Source organism: Glutamicibacter sp. FBE19, assembly GCF_015524875.1.
Taxonomy (GTDB): domain Bacteria; phylum Actinomycetota; class Actinomycetes; order Actinomycetales; family Micrococcaceae; genus Glutamicibacter; species Glutamicibacter halophytocola.
Map to the genome: position 1 here is coordinate 93,276 of NZ_JACKQN010000012.1, position 14,016 is coordinate 107,291.

Sequence of the window (14,016 nt, forward strand, 5' to 3'; positions counted from 1 at the left end):
GCTCGCCCTTTTTGCGTTGCGCCGCGGCACCTGCAGCGCATTCTTGGCCTATGAGCGAAACCGTTGGCCAGGCAATTGCCAGCCTCACCCAAGCGATCAAGGACTCCTCGTGCCTCACCGCCGAAGATGCCTTGGGCCTCGCCACGCTCATCCCGGCCCTGCACCAGCGCCTCGCCCCGGATTCTGAGGCAGGGCCGGAACCCCAATCCGCCTACCAGCAGGATCCGCGCTTTGCGCTGGCGCTGGCCACCTCGGCCGAATTTGCCGCCCACCAGGCGCTGCGCACCCAGATTTACGCGGCTCATCTCATCGAATCCACGGCGGCCAACACCCTCGCCGAAGGCGAACTGGACGCCGTGCGGGCAGGAACTGTCGATTTCACCCGCCCCGCGCAGCGCACCGGCCAGCGCCCGCCCTTCCCCAACTGCACCGACTTGCTCGCCTCGTGGGTAGACCTGGGGCATTTCGAGGCCAGGCGGCGCATGGACAGCGCGCATCATGTTCTTGCCCAGTTCGATTACCAGCATCAGCGCTATCCTGCACAGTTCCCCCTGCTGGCCCAGCGTTTTCGCGATAGCTCCCGTCCTCCAGCGGAGGCACTATCTGTGGCCCGGCGGCTGGGCACCCTGGAACCGGAACGAGACGAGTTCGCCCCTCCGACAACCTCCACCGTGCGCGATGACCATGGCCGGCTGCTGGAATCCGTGCTGGATGCGGAAATGGATGAACCGGATGCTGGAACCCGTCGCAAGGCGATCAACCTGGTCCTCAAAACGGCACGTGATCAACAGTCGGAAGAACAACCCGAAGCCCAGGAAGGAATCTTCCGCAAGGGCTTGCGCCGTGGCTTGATCTGGTACGAGCTGGGGCTGCGCCCAATCCGGGCCGATCTCTTCGAATCCGGGCTCGCCCAAGCCGATAACCCGCGCTCCGGTGCTGGCCAGGCAGCCCTTGAGGCGTTCACCGACGAGCAGGGCGATGCCGAAAAGGCCTCTGGCGATCATCCGGATTTTGTCACCGATGAGGAAGCCGCAACCGCCGAAGCACCGGAGGCACCGCCGATCGCTCCGGCCGCTCGCCGGCTCAATGCCATGATGCTGTTGCTCGAACTCAACGCCAAGCGCTTAAAGCGCCTGCTCGATGCAACCCTGAATCGGGCCGCGGATCCGGGCTCTTCCCCACCGGATGCTGCGGATCTGGATTTGCCCGTGATCAACCCCCGGGTGGTGGTCATGCTGACGCTGGCAGAGCTGGAAGGCCGAGCAGAAACCCATGGAATGACGGCCCATGGCTTTAAGCTCAGCGCCACGGACCTGCGGCAAACTCTGGCCAAAGCAAGAATCATTCCCATGGTTTTGGGCGGCAAGGGCGAAATATTGGATATCGGCCGCAGCCAGCGCAAGCATCCAGGCTATATGCGGCTTGGCGTAGCGGTGCGCGATCGCGGCTGTATCGTCCCGGGATGCACCATGGATCCTGAGCGGTGCAATATCCACCACATCTGGTTCTGGTCCGAGGGCGGTGTCACCTCGGTCTACTGGAGTGCCATGCTCTGCGATGGGCACCACCACGACGTGCATGCCGGATTGATCAAAGTCATCCCCGATGGTGGAGTCCCCAAGGTCATTCTCCCAAGTTTTATCGATCCGACGCAGGCTCCTGTGCGCAATCGCTACCACTTGATACAGGCTGCCTAGCCGGGCCGGGGCTGCCTTGAACCCGCAATGCGGTCAAGGCACCACGATGGCTTTTTCGCTCAGGCAAGGAAGGGGCGCGCCCCCTGGACGCGCACTGCTTCCGCGTCAATCCCCACGGATCGCAGACTTATCCGGTCGATTTCTTCTCGGGTATTCTCCTGGAGGGACTCTGCGGCAAGCGTGTTGTCGGCCGGATCGATGACTTTCAGAACGCGCTTGGAGCGATTCAGCGGTTCACGCGCAGCAAGAGGCGCATAGTAGTCGCTGGCCTGTTCTCCACCGCCGTACAACCATGGCGATCGCACCGCCACCGGGCGCGAACCCCAACCGGTGAGTCCCACAATGTTCATGCGTTGCCGGGTCCCGTAGAGAATCTTGCCGGTGAGGTTCCTGCCATAGACCCACGGCTGCTGGGCTATTTGCAAGAATTCGGAATGGCTGAGCTTGTTGACAGCCTCAATGCCGTGCACCTGGCAGAAGTCGGAGGCAAAAATAAACCGGGGGTCCACAAATGGTTTTTTGCTCTCGTTTTTCTCAGAGTCGCGGCAGCCGCATATCCACGTTTCTTGTTCGATCAGGATCGCCTGACCCAACACGCGCAACGGGGTGGGACCGATTTGCGCATCGACAGGTATTTCCAGCGCGAAGATCCCAACGGATCGGCTTCCAATCCAGCGCAGAATGCTGAGCAGGCAGCAAACGGCTAGCAGAGCCATGGCGGCCAGCAGGTCAAAACGGAACCCGGCGTCGAGGTCGGATAGCGAGCTGGTCTCGGTGCTGAAGTATTCCCATGCGAGTCGCACCGCCGGATACGCTAGTGCCCCCAAGGCCAGATTCCAGGCAACAGGCGACAGGTATTTAGTGACGCCAAAGCAGCGGCGCTCGGCCGAAGCCAAGGTAAGGCTGCCGGTCGCCTCTCTTCGCCAGCTTCTCAACAGGCTCTTGAATCGCGCGTCGCTGGCAGCCACAAGGATCGACAGCAACCCGTAGTATCCCAGCGCAACCACCATGAAGGTTTGAATTGTGCTGTGGTGCGGCTGGAAGTAATAGATGATGCCCGTGATCCCGAGCCCCAACCATGGTGCCTGTCTGCCGCTGCCGAAAATCAGCGCAATTGCAAAGGCGATCATGGACAGGGACACCAGGCCCCACAGCCCGTCGGCCACCAGGGCGAGCGCACTGAGCTGATCGTGGATGAGAAACAAGTTAATCCCCATGGGAATCCATGTGCCGGCGGCAACCCAGAAATTGGGAATGGTCCGGGGCACGGCCGCCCACTCTTCGCGCGTTACCTGCTTCAGGACAATCTGCTTGCCTGCTTTCGGACTCAGCGCAGTACTGCCTGGCCCGCTCTTTTCGGTCTCCATGTGTACCTCACCACCGCCTGCTAATGGACCTCATTGGTGCCGTTTTAGTCTATCGTTGGCAGGTTTTAGCCCGAGTCCTCCTTGTGGGCTATTCCGGAACCGGCGGCATCAGCAGAATTGGTGACAACCCAATCGCGGCAAAACCCAAGGCCTCGGGGTTAAAGCACGAAGGCCCAACCCTTTCGGGTTGGACCTTCGCGCATCAGCTCAAGCTAATGACGTTTCCTGCACAAGGCAGAAGCCGAAATTAGTTGCCGGTCAGCTTCTCGCGCAGTGCAGCAAGAGCTTCGTCGGAAGCCAGGGTACCTGCATCGGTGGCTGGAGCCTCCGAGGAGTACGAAGCTGGAGCTGGCTCGGAGCTGCCTGCAGCAGCAGGTTCTGCTTCTGCGTCAGCTACGATTGCGGCTGCAACCTGCTTCTTGTGTGCTTCCCAACGCTCCTGGGCAGCAGCGTACTGTGCTTCCCATGCAGCGCGCTGGGTGTCGAAGCCCTCGAGCCATTCGTTCGACTCTGGGTCGAAGCCCTCTGGGTACTTGTAGTTGCCGGCCTCGTCGTACTCTGCAGCCATGCCGTAGAGTGCTGGGTCGAACTCGGTACCCTCTGGGTCAACACCTTCGTTAGCCTGCTTGAGCGACAGCGAGATGCGGCGGCGCTCGAGGTCGATGTCGATGACCTTGACGAACAGCTCGTCGCCAACGGAGACAACCTGCTCGGCCAGCTCAACGTGGCGCACTGCCAGCTCGGAGATGTGAACCAGGCCTTCGATGCCGTCTTCGACGCGTACGAACGCACCGAATGGAACCAGCTTGGTAACCTTGCCCGGTACAACCTGACCCAGTGCGTGGGTGCGGGCGAAGGTCTGCCAAGGATCTTCCTGGGTAGCCTTCAGCGACAGGGAAACGCGCTCGCGGTCCAGATCGACTTCGAGTACCTCGACGGTGACTTCCTGGCCAACTTCGACAACCTCGGATGGGTGGTCGATGTGCTTCCAGGACAGCTCGGAAACGTGTACCAGGCCGTCTACGCCGCCCAGGTCCACGAATGCACCGAAGTTGACGATGGAGGAAACAACGCCCGGACGAACCTGGCCCTTTTCCAGCTTGTTGAGGAAGGTCGAGCGAACCTCGGACTGGGTCTGCTCGAGCCATGCACGGCGGGAAAGCACAACGTTGTTGCGGTTCTTGTCCAGCTCGATGATCTTGGCTTCGATTTCCTGGCCGATGTATGGAGCCAGATCGCGCACACGGCGCATCTCGACCAGCGATGCTGGCAGGAAGCCACGCAGGCCGATGTCCAGGATGAGGCCACCCTTGACAACCTCGATGACGGTACCGGTAACGACGCCGTCCTCTTCCTTGATCTTTTCGATGTCGCCCCAAGCACGCTCGTACTGAGCACGCTTCTTGGACAGGATCAGGCGGCCTTCCTTGTCTTCCTTGGTCAGAACCAAGGCTTCAACGCTGTCGCCAACGGTGACAACTTCACCTGGGTCAACGTCGTGCTTGATGGAAAGCTCGCGGGAAGGGATGACACCTTCGGTCTTGTAACCGATGTCGAGCAGAACTTCGTCGTGGTCAACCTTGACGACGGTGCCTTCGACGAGGTCACCATCGTTGAAGTACTTGATGGTGGCGTCGACTGCGGCCAAGAAGTCCTCAGCAGATCCAATGTCGTTGATTGCGACGACTGGTGCGCTGTTGTTCTCGTTCGAGGTGATGGTCATGTAGTAGGGACTCCGATGTGGATAGATTTGATCAGTCGAAACCCCGGAAGTCCCGGAATTTCGAGCGGGTAAAACTTGCTTGCGGCCACAACTAGCGCCATGGCACGCTGTACAAGTCTACGCGTATACCAGAGTGCGGGTCAAAGCGTAACCCACTAACATCCACGTCAGCATTTTGTGAACTTCGTCATAACAGGCGGTTGATGCGGCCCCTGCCGCTAGAAGCCGTGCGGCGTGAATCCCTCGCGGGGCGCGTTGAACAAGTCCATCCAGTTTCCCGGCTGTCCCCCGCTTTCCAGAACGGCGCGGCCCGAATCCAGCAATTGCCCCAATTGCACGGACCCCAGGTACAGCCCCGCAAGTTCGCGCTCCGACAGGGACACCCGGGGCAGGCCGGCTGGAGCATGCCCTTCTTCGATTCGGCTGACCGCGGCATGGGAATCGGACACGTCGAAGAGGTAGCTTCCGGAAATCATCTCCAGCCGATCGCTCACGCTCAACACCAGTTGCGCCTCTTGCTGGTAGCCGCGCGCTTCGAAGGCGGCAACAACGTCGAGAACGCGCAGCCACAGGACATCGTCTATGGAACGCACGTGGTAGTCGCGAACGTTTTCCAGCACATGGCGCAGCGGGTCCCCCACCGGGCCTTGGCCGTGCACTTCCTCCACCAGGTCATGGTTGCCCAGGTACTCGAAGAGCTTGATGCGGGCGGCCTCGCTGGTAGCCACCAGCTTTTGCACGACCAGTTTTGCCTTGGGCTCATCCCATCCGCCGAACTTGTACGTGGCGAAGCCGCCGAGCTGGCCGTCGCCATCGTAGTAGGCGGCAAAGCGCAGGTTCTTCGGCTTGCCCAGGCTCTCCCAGGTATCCCAGCGTCCCAAGGCGAAGCCGTCATCGTACTCGGTGCTGTCCACGGAGCCGAAGGTCTGCTGCAGCGCATTCACTGACAGGGCCGCGTACTGGGCCGCGAACTGCTTCGGATCGATATCGATCACCTGGCCGGGCACCTGCACGCGCAGCTTGACCCCCTGGGCGCACTTGAGCGTGAACCGGGTTTGGTAGGTGGCCGGCTCGAAGCCGAACCGCCCGTAAATGGTCGCCTCCGACGCGGTCAACGCCGCCATCGGGAATCCTGCCTGCTGGGCGTAGGCGAGGTCGGCGGTAATCTGCTTGGACAGGATGCCGCGCCGCCGATAGCTCGGAGCGACCGTGACGGCAGAAATCTTGTGCGTTGGAACGGGCGCCTTGCCCCCGGCGTTGATCAACCCCGGGAACGCCCCATAGGTGTGCACCGGGTCGGCGCCATGGCGCGAGTGCGGTTCCGCGGCGGTGTCGAACACCAGTGAAAAGCGCATCTTTTGGGCATAGGTCAAGTCCAAGTAGTTCGACCACTGTTTCTCTTCCGGCAGCGGCTCATAGAAGCCGATCCCGGTGGCCTGGTGGAAGATCTTGATCGCTTCGTCGATTTCGGGGCTGCGTTCGGTGGCCTGGTACGTCCGGGTTTCCAGTTTCGGCTCGCGCTCTGGTCTCATCATGCTCCTTGGCAGGGGAATCGGCTGCTCACAGTCTATGTGCAGCTTCGCGCTGCGCAAGGGGCGCAGTCACCAGGCTTCGGAGAGGGTGATGAACCGGAGCCCGGACTCCAGGGCCGGCCCCAGCCCGAGCGCCATGCCTTTGGCCGTGCCGGAAGCCGGCTGGTTGAAGTGCCCGATGCCTACGTCCCCGGCACCCAGCTGGCGGACCTGGGCGGCCACGGTCTGCGCGCCGAAGGTCGCTCCGGCATCCAGATTGACGGTGAAATTCATCGGAACCACGCCCAGCTCCCGGCACATCGCCGCACCGGCTTCGTCCATGTGCGCGGTACCGGAACGGAAGAATTTCGCGACGATGCCGAACTTGTCGGCCAGGTACCGCTGGTTTCCCATCACCTCGTCGTAGGCCTGGCCAATCGAACCCGTACCGCCGATGCCGTAGGCTGACTGCCCCAAGGTGGCCAGCGGGGCATGGCTGGTTCCGTGGTTGGCGATCTCGAACAGCTTCTCGTCGACCAGCTCAGCCAGCAGACGCGCATTGGCGCGAGCCCAGCGTTGGTTGACGAACAATGTCGCGGGCACTTTCCTGGCACGCAATGCGTCCAGCAGCGCTTCATCCACCCCGGAGCCCTTCGGTCCCCCACAGGCATCGAAGGTCAACGCCGCGGCGCCATCGGCCCGAGGCAATCGAAGCTCGATGCCTGGGATGTCCAGCCCGAACTGGCCCGCCGGAACGCCTTCGAACTTCGCCACGGCCTGGCTCCGGCTCAGGTACACCGCTTGGGGGCTGGCCGAAGCCAGAGGCGGTGCAGCCGTGGCGGGCACGGGGCTGGCCGGTGCCGGCCCTGCCGCTGAGCCGGCTCCGCCCGCCGGGTCGCCCGCGCTGCAACCGGCGATCAGCCCGGCCGCCAGCGCCCCAGGCCCAGGCTGCCGGCTTTCAGCACCCGACGGCGCGTGTAGTGCTCCATGTTCTTTTCTTTCATCCAACCCGCGTGATCATGCGGCAAGGGCAGGATCACCTCTCGATGTTCCTGCCCTTGCCGATTGCTGTGCCTAGTGCGCGGCGTCGTGCCAGGTCCGGCCGATGCCCGGCTGGACATCCAGTGGAACCAGCAGGTCCGCGGCCTGGCCCATTTCGCGGGTCACCAATTCCTGCACCTGCTCCAGTTCACCGGCGGCAACTTCCAGAATCAATTCGTCATGGACCTGCAACAGCATCCGCGACTTGAACTGTCCCGCAGCCAGCCCCTCGGCAATCTTGAGCATGGCCACCTTGACCAGATCCGCCGCAGAGCCCTGGATCGGGGCGTTCAATGCGGCACGCTCGGCAATATCGCGAAGCCGGCGATCCGAGCTGTTCAGCTCCGGCAGGTAGCGGCGGCGTCCGAAGATCGTCTCGGTGTAGCCGTCCTTGCGGGCCTGGTCCACCACCGAGCGCAGGTAGGTGCGCACGGCGCCGAAGCGGTCGAAGTAGTCCTTCATCAGCTTGCGGGCTTCGTCAACACCGATCTTCAGCTGCTTCGACAGGCCAAAGCTGCTCAGGCCATAGGCCAAGCCATAGCTCATCGCCTTCACCTTGGAACGCATTTCCGAGGTGACTTCTTCCGGCGCCACGTTGAACACGCGCGAGCCGACGTAGCGGTGCAGGTCCTCGCCGTTCTGGTAGGCCTCGATCAGGCCCTCGTCTTCGGACAGGTGCGCCATGATGCGCATTTCGATCTGCGAGTAGTCAACGGTCAGCAGGCTCTCGTAGCCCTCGCCCACCATGAACACGTCGCGGATCCGCCGGCCTTCTTCCGAACGCACCGGGATGTTCTGCAGGTTCGGGTTCAGGCTCGAAAGCCGGCCGGTGGCCGCCACCGTCTGCGCATAGGTCGTGTGGATGCGGCCGTCGCCGTGGGTTGCCTTGAGCAAGCCGTCGACGGTTTGGCGCAGCTTGATCGCGTCGCGGTATGCCATCAGCGCCACCAGGAAGGGGTGCCCGGTTTTGACCAGGAGATCTTGCAGCGACTCGGCATCGGTGGTGAAGCCGGTCTTGATCTTCTTGGTGCGCGGCAGGTCCAGTTCCTCGAACAATACGACCTGCAGCTGCTTGGGGCTTGAAAGATTCACCTCGTGGCCGATCGCGGCGAACGCATCGTTGGTCGCCTGATCCACCTGGGTGGTGAAATGCGCGCGCAACTCATTCAGCCGGTCCACGTCCACTGCCACGCCGGCGCGTTCCATCTCGAAGAGCACCGGAATCAGCGGCAGCTCCATTTCCGCAGCCAGCACATCCGCGTGCTTTTCGGCCAGCTTGGTGGCCAGATAGGCGGAGAGGTCATGAATCGCCTGCGCCTGGGCCAAGGCCGGTTCGGCAAGGTCCGAGGTGAGCCCCAGGTCCAGTTCGCCCTTTTTCGCTTCATGCACCGGCACCGCGTACTTCAGGTGGTACTGCACCACATCCACCAGATCGTGGCTTCGGCGATCCGGCTGGATCAGGTAGGCGCTAATCAGCGTGTCGTCCCGAATGCCGGCAACTTCCAGACCGCGTTCGATCAGCAGGTGCATGGCCGCTTTGGCGTCGTGGAAGATCTTCGGAGCGTTCTCATCGGCCAGGAACTGCGCCAGCACGCCTTCTGCGGCTTCATCCAGCTGAGCCAAGTCCAGCCAAGCGGCCTGGTCACCGCGGTAGAGCGCAAGCCCCACTGCTTCCCCATCAACCACCGCCGGCTGCAGGGCGATTGGTGCGCCCTTGCCGGCGTCGATGAAGCCACGCAGGCCTTCGGCGTTGTCGGTGACCACCCGGGTGAAGGCCGCAACCTCCGGCGCCACCTCTTCTTCCTGGGCAGCGAAGAGGTCAAAAAGCCGCTTGCGCAGGGTATTGAATTCCAGCGCGTCGAACAGGTTCTCGATCTCTTCGCGGTTCGGCGCCGACAGTTTCATCTCTTCCAGGGTCACGGGAAGATCCAGATCGTGCTTGAGCTGGTTCAGGCGGCGGTTGCGCGTCACTTTGTCCACGTGCTCGCGCAGCGACTCGCCCACCTTGCCCTTGATCGCATCAATGTTCTCCAGGATGCCTGCCAGATCGCCATACTGGTTGATCCATTTGGCTGCCGTCTTCGGGCCAACCCCCGGCACGCCGGGCAGGTTGTCGGCGGTTTCGCCTACCAGCGCGGCAAGGTCCGAGTAGCGTTCGGGGCGAACGAAATATTTCGCTTCCACGGCGGCAGCGTCCATCGGCGGAATGTCGCTGATGCCCTTCTTCGGGTACAGCACCAGGGTCTTTTCGGTGATCAGCTGGAAGGCGTCTCGGTCGCCGGACACCACCAGCACATCGAATCCGGCATCTTCGCCCTTGGTAGCCAGCGTGGCAAGGATGTCGTCAGCTTCGAAGCTTTCCAGGGTGATCGACGGTATATTCATCGCCTTCATCACTTCCTGGATGAGGTCGATCTGCCCGTAGAACTCTTCGGGGGTCTTATTCCGGCCGCCCTTGTATTCGGTGTACTCCAACGAGCGGAAAGTCGGGGTATCCAAGTCGAAGGCCACGGCAACGTGCGTAGGCTTCTGCTGCCGGATCATCGTCAGCAGCATCGACACGAATCCGTGCACCGCGTTGGTGTGCTGTCCGGTGCTTGTTGCGAAGTTCTCCGCGGGCAACGCGTAGAACGCGCGGAACGCCATGGAATGTCCGTCAATAATCAGCAGTCTCTTGTCCGACGAGGGTGTCGGTTTGGTAGTTTCGCTCACACCTGAAAGCCTAGTGGCCATGAACGAGAATTTCACTCCGCAACCCACGCAATCTTCGGCACATCCCTTCGCCGACCAGCTGGCCCGGCATGGGGTTCCGGAATCCATCTGGCCCTACCTCACCCACAATGGCGTCGGCGAACTCGTTGAGAAGCTGCAGATCGTCTTCACCGAGTTCAGCCCTCAAAGGCTGGGCGCCACCATGCCGGTGGCCGGAAACACGCAGGTCTACGGGATCCTGCACGGCGGGGCCTCGGCAGCACTGGCGGAAACGCTCGGCTCGATGGCCGCGGCGCTGCATGGGGCCGGAACCTCCCAGCCGGTGGGCGTTGATCTGAACATCACGCATCACAAGGCGGGGCGCTCCGGGGTGGTCACTGCCCAGTGCACGCCGGTGCATTTGGGCGCGCGCAGCACATGCCATGAGATCATCATCAGCAACGATGCGGGCCAGCGGATCGCCACGGCGCGCATCACCAACATGCTCCTGCCGCTCGACCGCTAATTGCCGAGCCAGCCGGGCCGCTAGTCGACCGAGTAGCGAGATAGGAAGATGTCGCCGCCCAGATCGGTGACGCTCAGCGACGAGAGCTGGGTGCTGATGCCGCGCCCGAAAATGCTGGTCCCTTCCCCGAGCACCACCGGCACGGTCACCACGATCAGTTCATCGAGAATTTTCGCTTCGACGAAACCGCCGGCCACATCCGCCCCGCCGACGATCCACACGTCACCGGCGCCAGCGCTGCGCGCAATATCCCGGCTCCAGAAGCCGAATTCGCCGCGAATGAAGGTCAGATCGGTATCGGGAAGGGTCGGCAGTTCGTGGTGGGTGAAGACCCAAACAGGCTTATCCCCGAACTTCCACTCCATCCGGCCCTCGGCGACTTCGCGGGCGATATCGGCGTAGGTTTTCCCGCCGATCACGACCGCCCCGACGCTTTCGAAGAACTGGTCAAAATGCTTTTTCACACCCGGTTGCTGGGCGAACGTGGTGAACCAGTGCGCATCTTTGCTGCCATCTGCGATAAAACCATCAACGGAGGCACCCACGTAGTACTTGAAGCTTGTCATGGCTCCAGTCTAGGGGTGCCTCCGTTGAAGGCAATATCAAGTTGTTCTTACCAGCCGAACGCCCGAAGGCGGACGACCGGTTTTTGCGCTAGTGGCTTGAGGAGAAACCCAGAATGGCTTCGCTCAGCTGCGGCACGATCAGCACGACGCCGAAGGCGACGATCAGGCCGGCAACAATGAAGCAGGCATACGCTGCGCTCTTGCTCAGGCTCGTGCTCCGCCCTTCGTCCTTGGCCACGGCCAAAAGGCGCACCCCGAACGAATATGCGGCGACGATCAGCATTGCCGAAATCCACGTGACAATGGCAACGATCCCAAAGGAGGCCCAGTCGATCATGAGTTATCAGCTTCCTTCTGCACTGCAGCAAGCTTGGCCTGCTGCGCTTCCGCTTTGGCCTTGGCACGACGCTGCTTCTTGGTCAAGATGTTCACCGCTGCGCCGGAGTTGTCAATGTCGGACATGGTCGTCTCGGCACCGTGAGGCTGCTTGCGGGACACGAACCAGATGGTCAGCATTGCCGCCAAGCCCAGGATCGCGACGATCACCACGCCCGGGGTGCCCAGATGGGTGATCCATGCGGCCAGGCCGCCGACGATCGCTGCAGCCGGCAAGGTGAAGAGCCAGCCAAGGGCAATGCGCCCGGCAGTCCCCCAGCGAACCTCGCCGCCCTTGCGGCCCAATCCGGAACCGATGACAGAACCGGAAGCCACCTGGGTGGTCGACAATGCGAAGCCCAGGTGCGAGGAAGCCAAGATGGCTGAAGCGGTGGAAACCTCCGCGGCGAAACCCTGTGCAGGCTTCACATCGGTCAGGCCCGAACCCATGGTCTGGATGATGCGCCAGCCACCGGTGTAGGTACCCAGGGCGATCGCAAAAGCACAAGCGGCCACAACCCACAGGTGCACGCCGGAGTCGGATTCCTGCAGCCCCGAGGCAACCAGGGTCAGGGTGATGATGCCCATGGTCTTCTGCGCATCGTTGGTGCCGTGCGAGAGTGCCACCAGAGAGGAGGAGAAAATCTGTCCATAGCGGAAGCCGCCTCGCTTAGGCGAGGCGCCGCTTTGCCGCTTGGTGATGGCGTAGGCCAGCTTGGTGCATAGGTAGGCGGAGACGCCAGCGATAATCGGCGCGCAAATGGCCGGGAGCAAGACCTTGGAGAGCAGCACGCCGTAGTTCACTGAGGCCAGGCCGGCACCGACAATAGCTGCACCGACCAGGCCTCCGAACAGTGCGTGGGAGGAGCTCGATGGCAGGCCCAGCAGCCAGGTCAGAAGATTCCAGATCACCGCGCCCATCAGGCCCGCGAAGATCATGGCCGGGCCGATGGCCACGCCGGTGGCGGGGTCTTCGTTGATGATGCCGCCAGAGATGGTCTTTGCTACCTCGGTGGAGAGGAAAGCGCCGACCAGGTTCAAAATTGCGGCGAGGGCAACTGCCTTCTTGGGGGAAATTGCACCGGTTGCGATCGGGGTGGCCATCGCATTGGCCGTGTCATGAAAACCGTTGGTGAAGTCGAAAAACAACGCCAAGGCGATGACCAGGACGACGATTAGCGTCAAATCCATTTAGTACCAGCCTGAAGGGTCGAACGGCAAGGGAAAGTGTGCGGGCTTCGAATTAAGATCCCCTGCGAAAATCAGTGTCGTGCAGGACTTGGTTCCAAGCGCAGTTTCAATCTTAGGCGTACTGGGCTGTTCGTCAATCCAGGCCGTCAACCAGCATCTGGCAAAATTTGGATTAACTTTGAACATCACAGCAGGGGCTGCAGCCCTGTGACCGCTGCGCCACACTGGGGTGACATGGAAAATGTGCGTCAAAACATAGGGTGTCATAACGCACATCTTCAGCAGCGGCACGAGCCGTTGTTGCCTACTTGACCTGATCGACCACGGTTTCGGCTACCTGTCGCATGCTCAGGCGGCGGTCCATGGAGGTCTTCTGGATCCAGCGGAACGCTTCTGGCTCGGTCAGCCCCATCTTCGTGATCAACAGGCTCTTGGCACGATCAACCAGCTTGCGGGTTTCGAACTGCTCAGCCAGGTTGCTGACTTCTTCTTCCAGGGCACGCAACTCGTCATTGCGCGAGATGGCGATCTCGATGGCCGGAGTCAGATCGCCCGGGGTGAAAGGCTTCACCACGTACGCCATGGCGCCGGCTTCGCGGGCACGTTCCACCAGTTCCTTCTGGCTGAACGCGGTCAGCAGCACCACCGGGGCAATGCGCTCCTTGACAATCGCCTCGGCAGCGGTTATGCCATCCATCACCGGCATCTTCACGTCCATGAGCACCAAATCCGGCTTGAGCTCGCGGGCCTTGTCCAAAGCGGCCTGCCCGTTATCGACCTCGGCGACAACTTCATAGCCTTCGGATCGCAGGATTTCGACAATATCCAGTCGGATCAGGGTTTCATCCTCGGCAACGAGAACACGACGCGGGGTGGACTGCACCTCGGATGGAATTCGGGTGATTTCGGGTAGTTCGCTCATTGGCGTCTTCCTCCATGGTCAAAAATCCTGTCCGTGCGAGGGACAGCAAATAGATGGTTTCCGATAGCGAAGCCACGTTGCCTCGGTTTCACATACAAGCCTACTTGCATGTACTCTGGTTCAGGCGAAGACGCGAGGATCCTGATTAGGAATTCTGGAAAACCTCTAGTAAAGTAGTCAAAGTGCCAGCCCAAGTGGCGGAATCGGTAGACGCGCCGCACTCAAAATGCGGTATCGAAAGATGTGTGGGTTCGAGTCCCACCTTGGGCACAGCGAAGCAACCGCTGGACCGGAGATTTTCTCCGGTCCAGCGGTTTTTTTGCGCCCAAAATCGATGCGGCTGTGACCGAGTGCACACCAGTGGATTTCAGTCCCAGACAAGCAAAAAGTTCCGCTGCCCGGCGCC

At 61.5% G+C, this 14,016-nt stretch carries 11 protein-coding genes and 1 tRNA gene; 3 read left to right on the forward strand and 9 right to left on the reverse strand.

The features are described 5' to 3' along the window. Window positions 1–50 precede the first annotated feature (50 nt). Window positions 51–1,697: an HNH endonuclease signature motif containing protein gene (locus H6F58_RS16315; protein WP_171920086.1), complete on the forward strand. Its 1,647-nt coding sequence runs from the start codon at window positions 51–53 to the stop codon at window positions 1,695–1,697. 59 nt (window positions 1,698–1,756) lie between these two features. Here the strand turns inward: H6F58_RS16315 and H6F58_RS16320 are convergent, their stop codons facing one another. The 5 genes from H6F58_RS16320 to polA all read right to left on the reverse strand — a co-directional run bounded on the left by H6F58_RS16320 (window position 1,757) and on the right by polA (window position 9,985). Beyond that, the gene (locus tag H6F58_RS16320) at window positions 1,757–3,064 is read right to left on the reverse strand and encodes a hypothetical protein (RefSeq protein ID WP_146275319.1); all 1,308 of its coding nucleotides are present in this window, start codon (window positions 3,062–3,064) and stop codon (window positions 1,757–1,759) included. A gap of 247 nt (window positions 3,065–3,311) precedes the next feature. Continuing rightward, a complete protein-coding gene (gene rpsA, locus H6F58_RS16325; RefSeq protein WP_058254564.1) occupies window positions 3,312–4,787 on the reverse strand; it encodes a 30S ribosomal protein S1 in 1,476 nt (491 codons plus the stop codon). A gap of 218 nt (window positions 4,788–5,005) precedes the next feature. Further along, window positions 5,006–6,322 carry a GNAT family N-acetyltransferase gene (locus H6F58_RS16330; RefSeq protein ID WP_084793211.1) on the reverse strand — a complete coding sequence of 439 codons (1,317 nt, stop codon included), beginning with the start codon at window positions 6,320–6,322 and terminating at the stop codon, window positions 5,006–5,008. Between the two features lie 66 nt (window positions 6,323–6,388). Beyond that, window positions 6,389–7,306, reverse strand: a complete 918-nt coding sequence (locus tag H6F58_RS16335) for a polysaccharide deacetylase family protein (RefSeq protein WP_244652644.1) — start codon at window positions 7,304–7,306, stop codon at window positions 6,389–6,391. A 66-nt stretch (window positions 7,307–7,372) separates the two neighbouring features. Beyond that, window positions 7,373–9,985: a DNA polymerase I gene (gene polA / locus H6F58_RS16340; RefSeq protein ID WP_244652650.1), complete on the reverse strand. Its 2,613-nt coding sequence runs from the start codon at window positions 9,983–9,985 to the stop codon at window positions 7,373–7,375. A gap of 85 nt (window positions 9,986–10,070) precedes the next feature. Between polA and H6F58_RS16345 the strand changes: the two genes are divergently transcribed. Beyond that, window positions 10,071–10,556, forward strand: coding sequence for a hotdog fold thioesterase (locus H6F58_RS16345; protein WP_171919936.1), 486 nt, complete (start codon window positions 10,071–10,073; stop codon window positions 10,554–10,556). Between the two features lie 20 nt (window positions 10,557–10,576). Here the strand turns inward: H6F58_RS16345 and H6F58_RS16350 are convergent, their stop codons facing one another. The 4 genes from H6F58_RS16350 to H6F58_RS16365 all read right to left on the reverse strand — a co-directional run bounded on the left by H6F58_RS16350 (window position 10,577) and on the right by H6F58_RS16365 (window position 13,610). Continuing rightward, complete coding sequence (locus tag H6F58_RS16350) at window positions 10,577–11,122, reverse strand: dihydrofolate reductase family protein (protein WP_060701877.1); 546 nt, start codon at window positions 11,120–11,122, stop codon at window positions 10,577–10,579. 88 nt (window positions 11,123–11,210) lie between these two features. Next, window positions 11,211–11,459, reverse strand: a complete 249-nt coding sequence (locus H6F58_RS16355) for a hypothetical protein (RefSeq protein ID WP_146275323.1) — start codon at window positions 11,457–11,459, stop codon at window positions 11,211–11,213. Continuing rightward, window positions 11,456–12,688 carry an inorganic phosphate transporter gene (locus H6F58_RS16360; RefSeq protein WP_146275324.1) on the reverse strand — a complete coding sequence of 411 codons (1,233 nt, stop codon included), beginning with the start codon at window positions 12,686–12,688 and terminating at the stop codon, window positions 11,456–11,458. Before H6F58_RS16360 ends, H6F58_RS16355 begins: the two co-directional genes overlap by 4 nt. Window positions 12,689–12,992: 304 nt before the next feature. Then, complete coding sequence (locus H6F58_RS16365; RefSeq protein ID WP_171919937.1) at window positions 12,993–13,610, reverse strand: response regulator; 618 nt, start codon at window positions 13,608–13,610, stop codon at window positions 12,993–12,995. 188 nt (window positions 13,611–13,798) lie between these two features. Here H6F58_RS16365 and H6F58_RS16370 point away from each other — a divergent pair. Next, window positions 13,799–13,880: transfer RNA gene (locus tag H6F58_RS16370), tRNA-Leu, on the forward strand. Window positions 13,881–14,016 lie beyond the last annotated feature (136 nt).

Coding starts and splice junctions, on each gene's coding strand:
- H6F58_RS16315 (WP_171920086.1), top strand. CDS start 51: ATGAGCGAAACCGTTGGCCAGGCAATTGCCAGCCTCACCCAAGCGATC.
- H6F58_RS16320 (WP_146275319.1), bottom strand. CDS start 3,064: ATGGAGACCGAAAAGAGCGGGCCAGGCAGTACTGCGCTGAGTCCGAAA.
- rpsA (WP_058254564.1), bottom strand. CDS start 4,787: ATGACCATCACCTCGAACGAGAACAACAGCGCACCAGTCGTCGCAATC.
- H6F58_RS16330 (WP_084793211.1), bottom strand. CDS start 6,322: ATGATGAGACCAGAGCGCGAGCCGAAACTGGAAACCCGGACGTACCAG.
- polA (WP_244652650.1), bottom strand. CDS start 9,985: ATGGCGTTCCGCGCGTTCTACGCGTTGCCCGCGGAGAACTTCGCAACA.
- H6F58_RS16345 (WP_171919936.1), top strand. CDS start 10,071: ATGAACGAGAATTTCACTCCGCAACCCACGCAATCTTCGGCACATCCC.
- H6F58_RS16350 (WP_060701877.1), bottom strand. CDS start 11,122: ATGACAAGCTTCAAGTACTACGTGGGTGCCTCCGTTGATGGTTTTATC.
- H6F58_RS16355 (WP_146275323.1), bottom strand. CDS start 11,459: ATGATCGACTGGGCCTCCTTTGGGATCGTTGCCATTGTCACGTGGATT.
- H6F58_RS16360 (WP_146275324.1), bottom strand. CDS start 12,688: ATGGATTTGACGCTAATCGTCGTCCTGGTCATCGCCTTGGCGTTGTTT.
- H6F58_RS16365 (WP_171919937.1), bottom strand. CDS start 13,610: ATGAGCGAACTACCCGAAATCACCCGAATTCCATCCGAGGTGCAGTCC.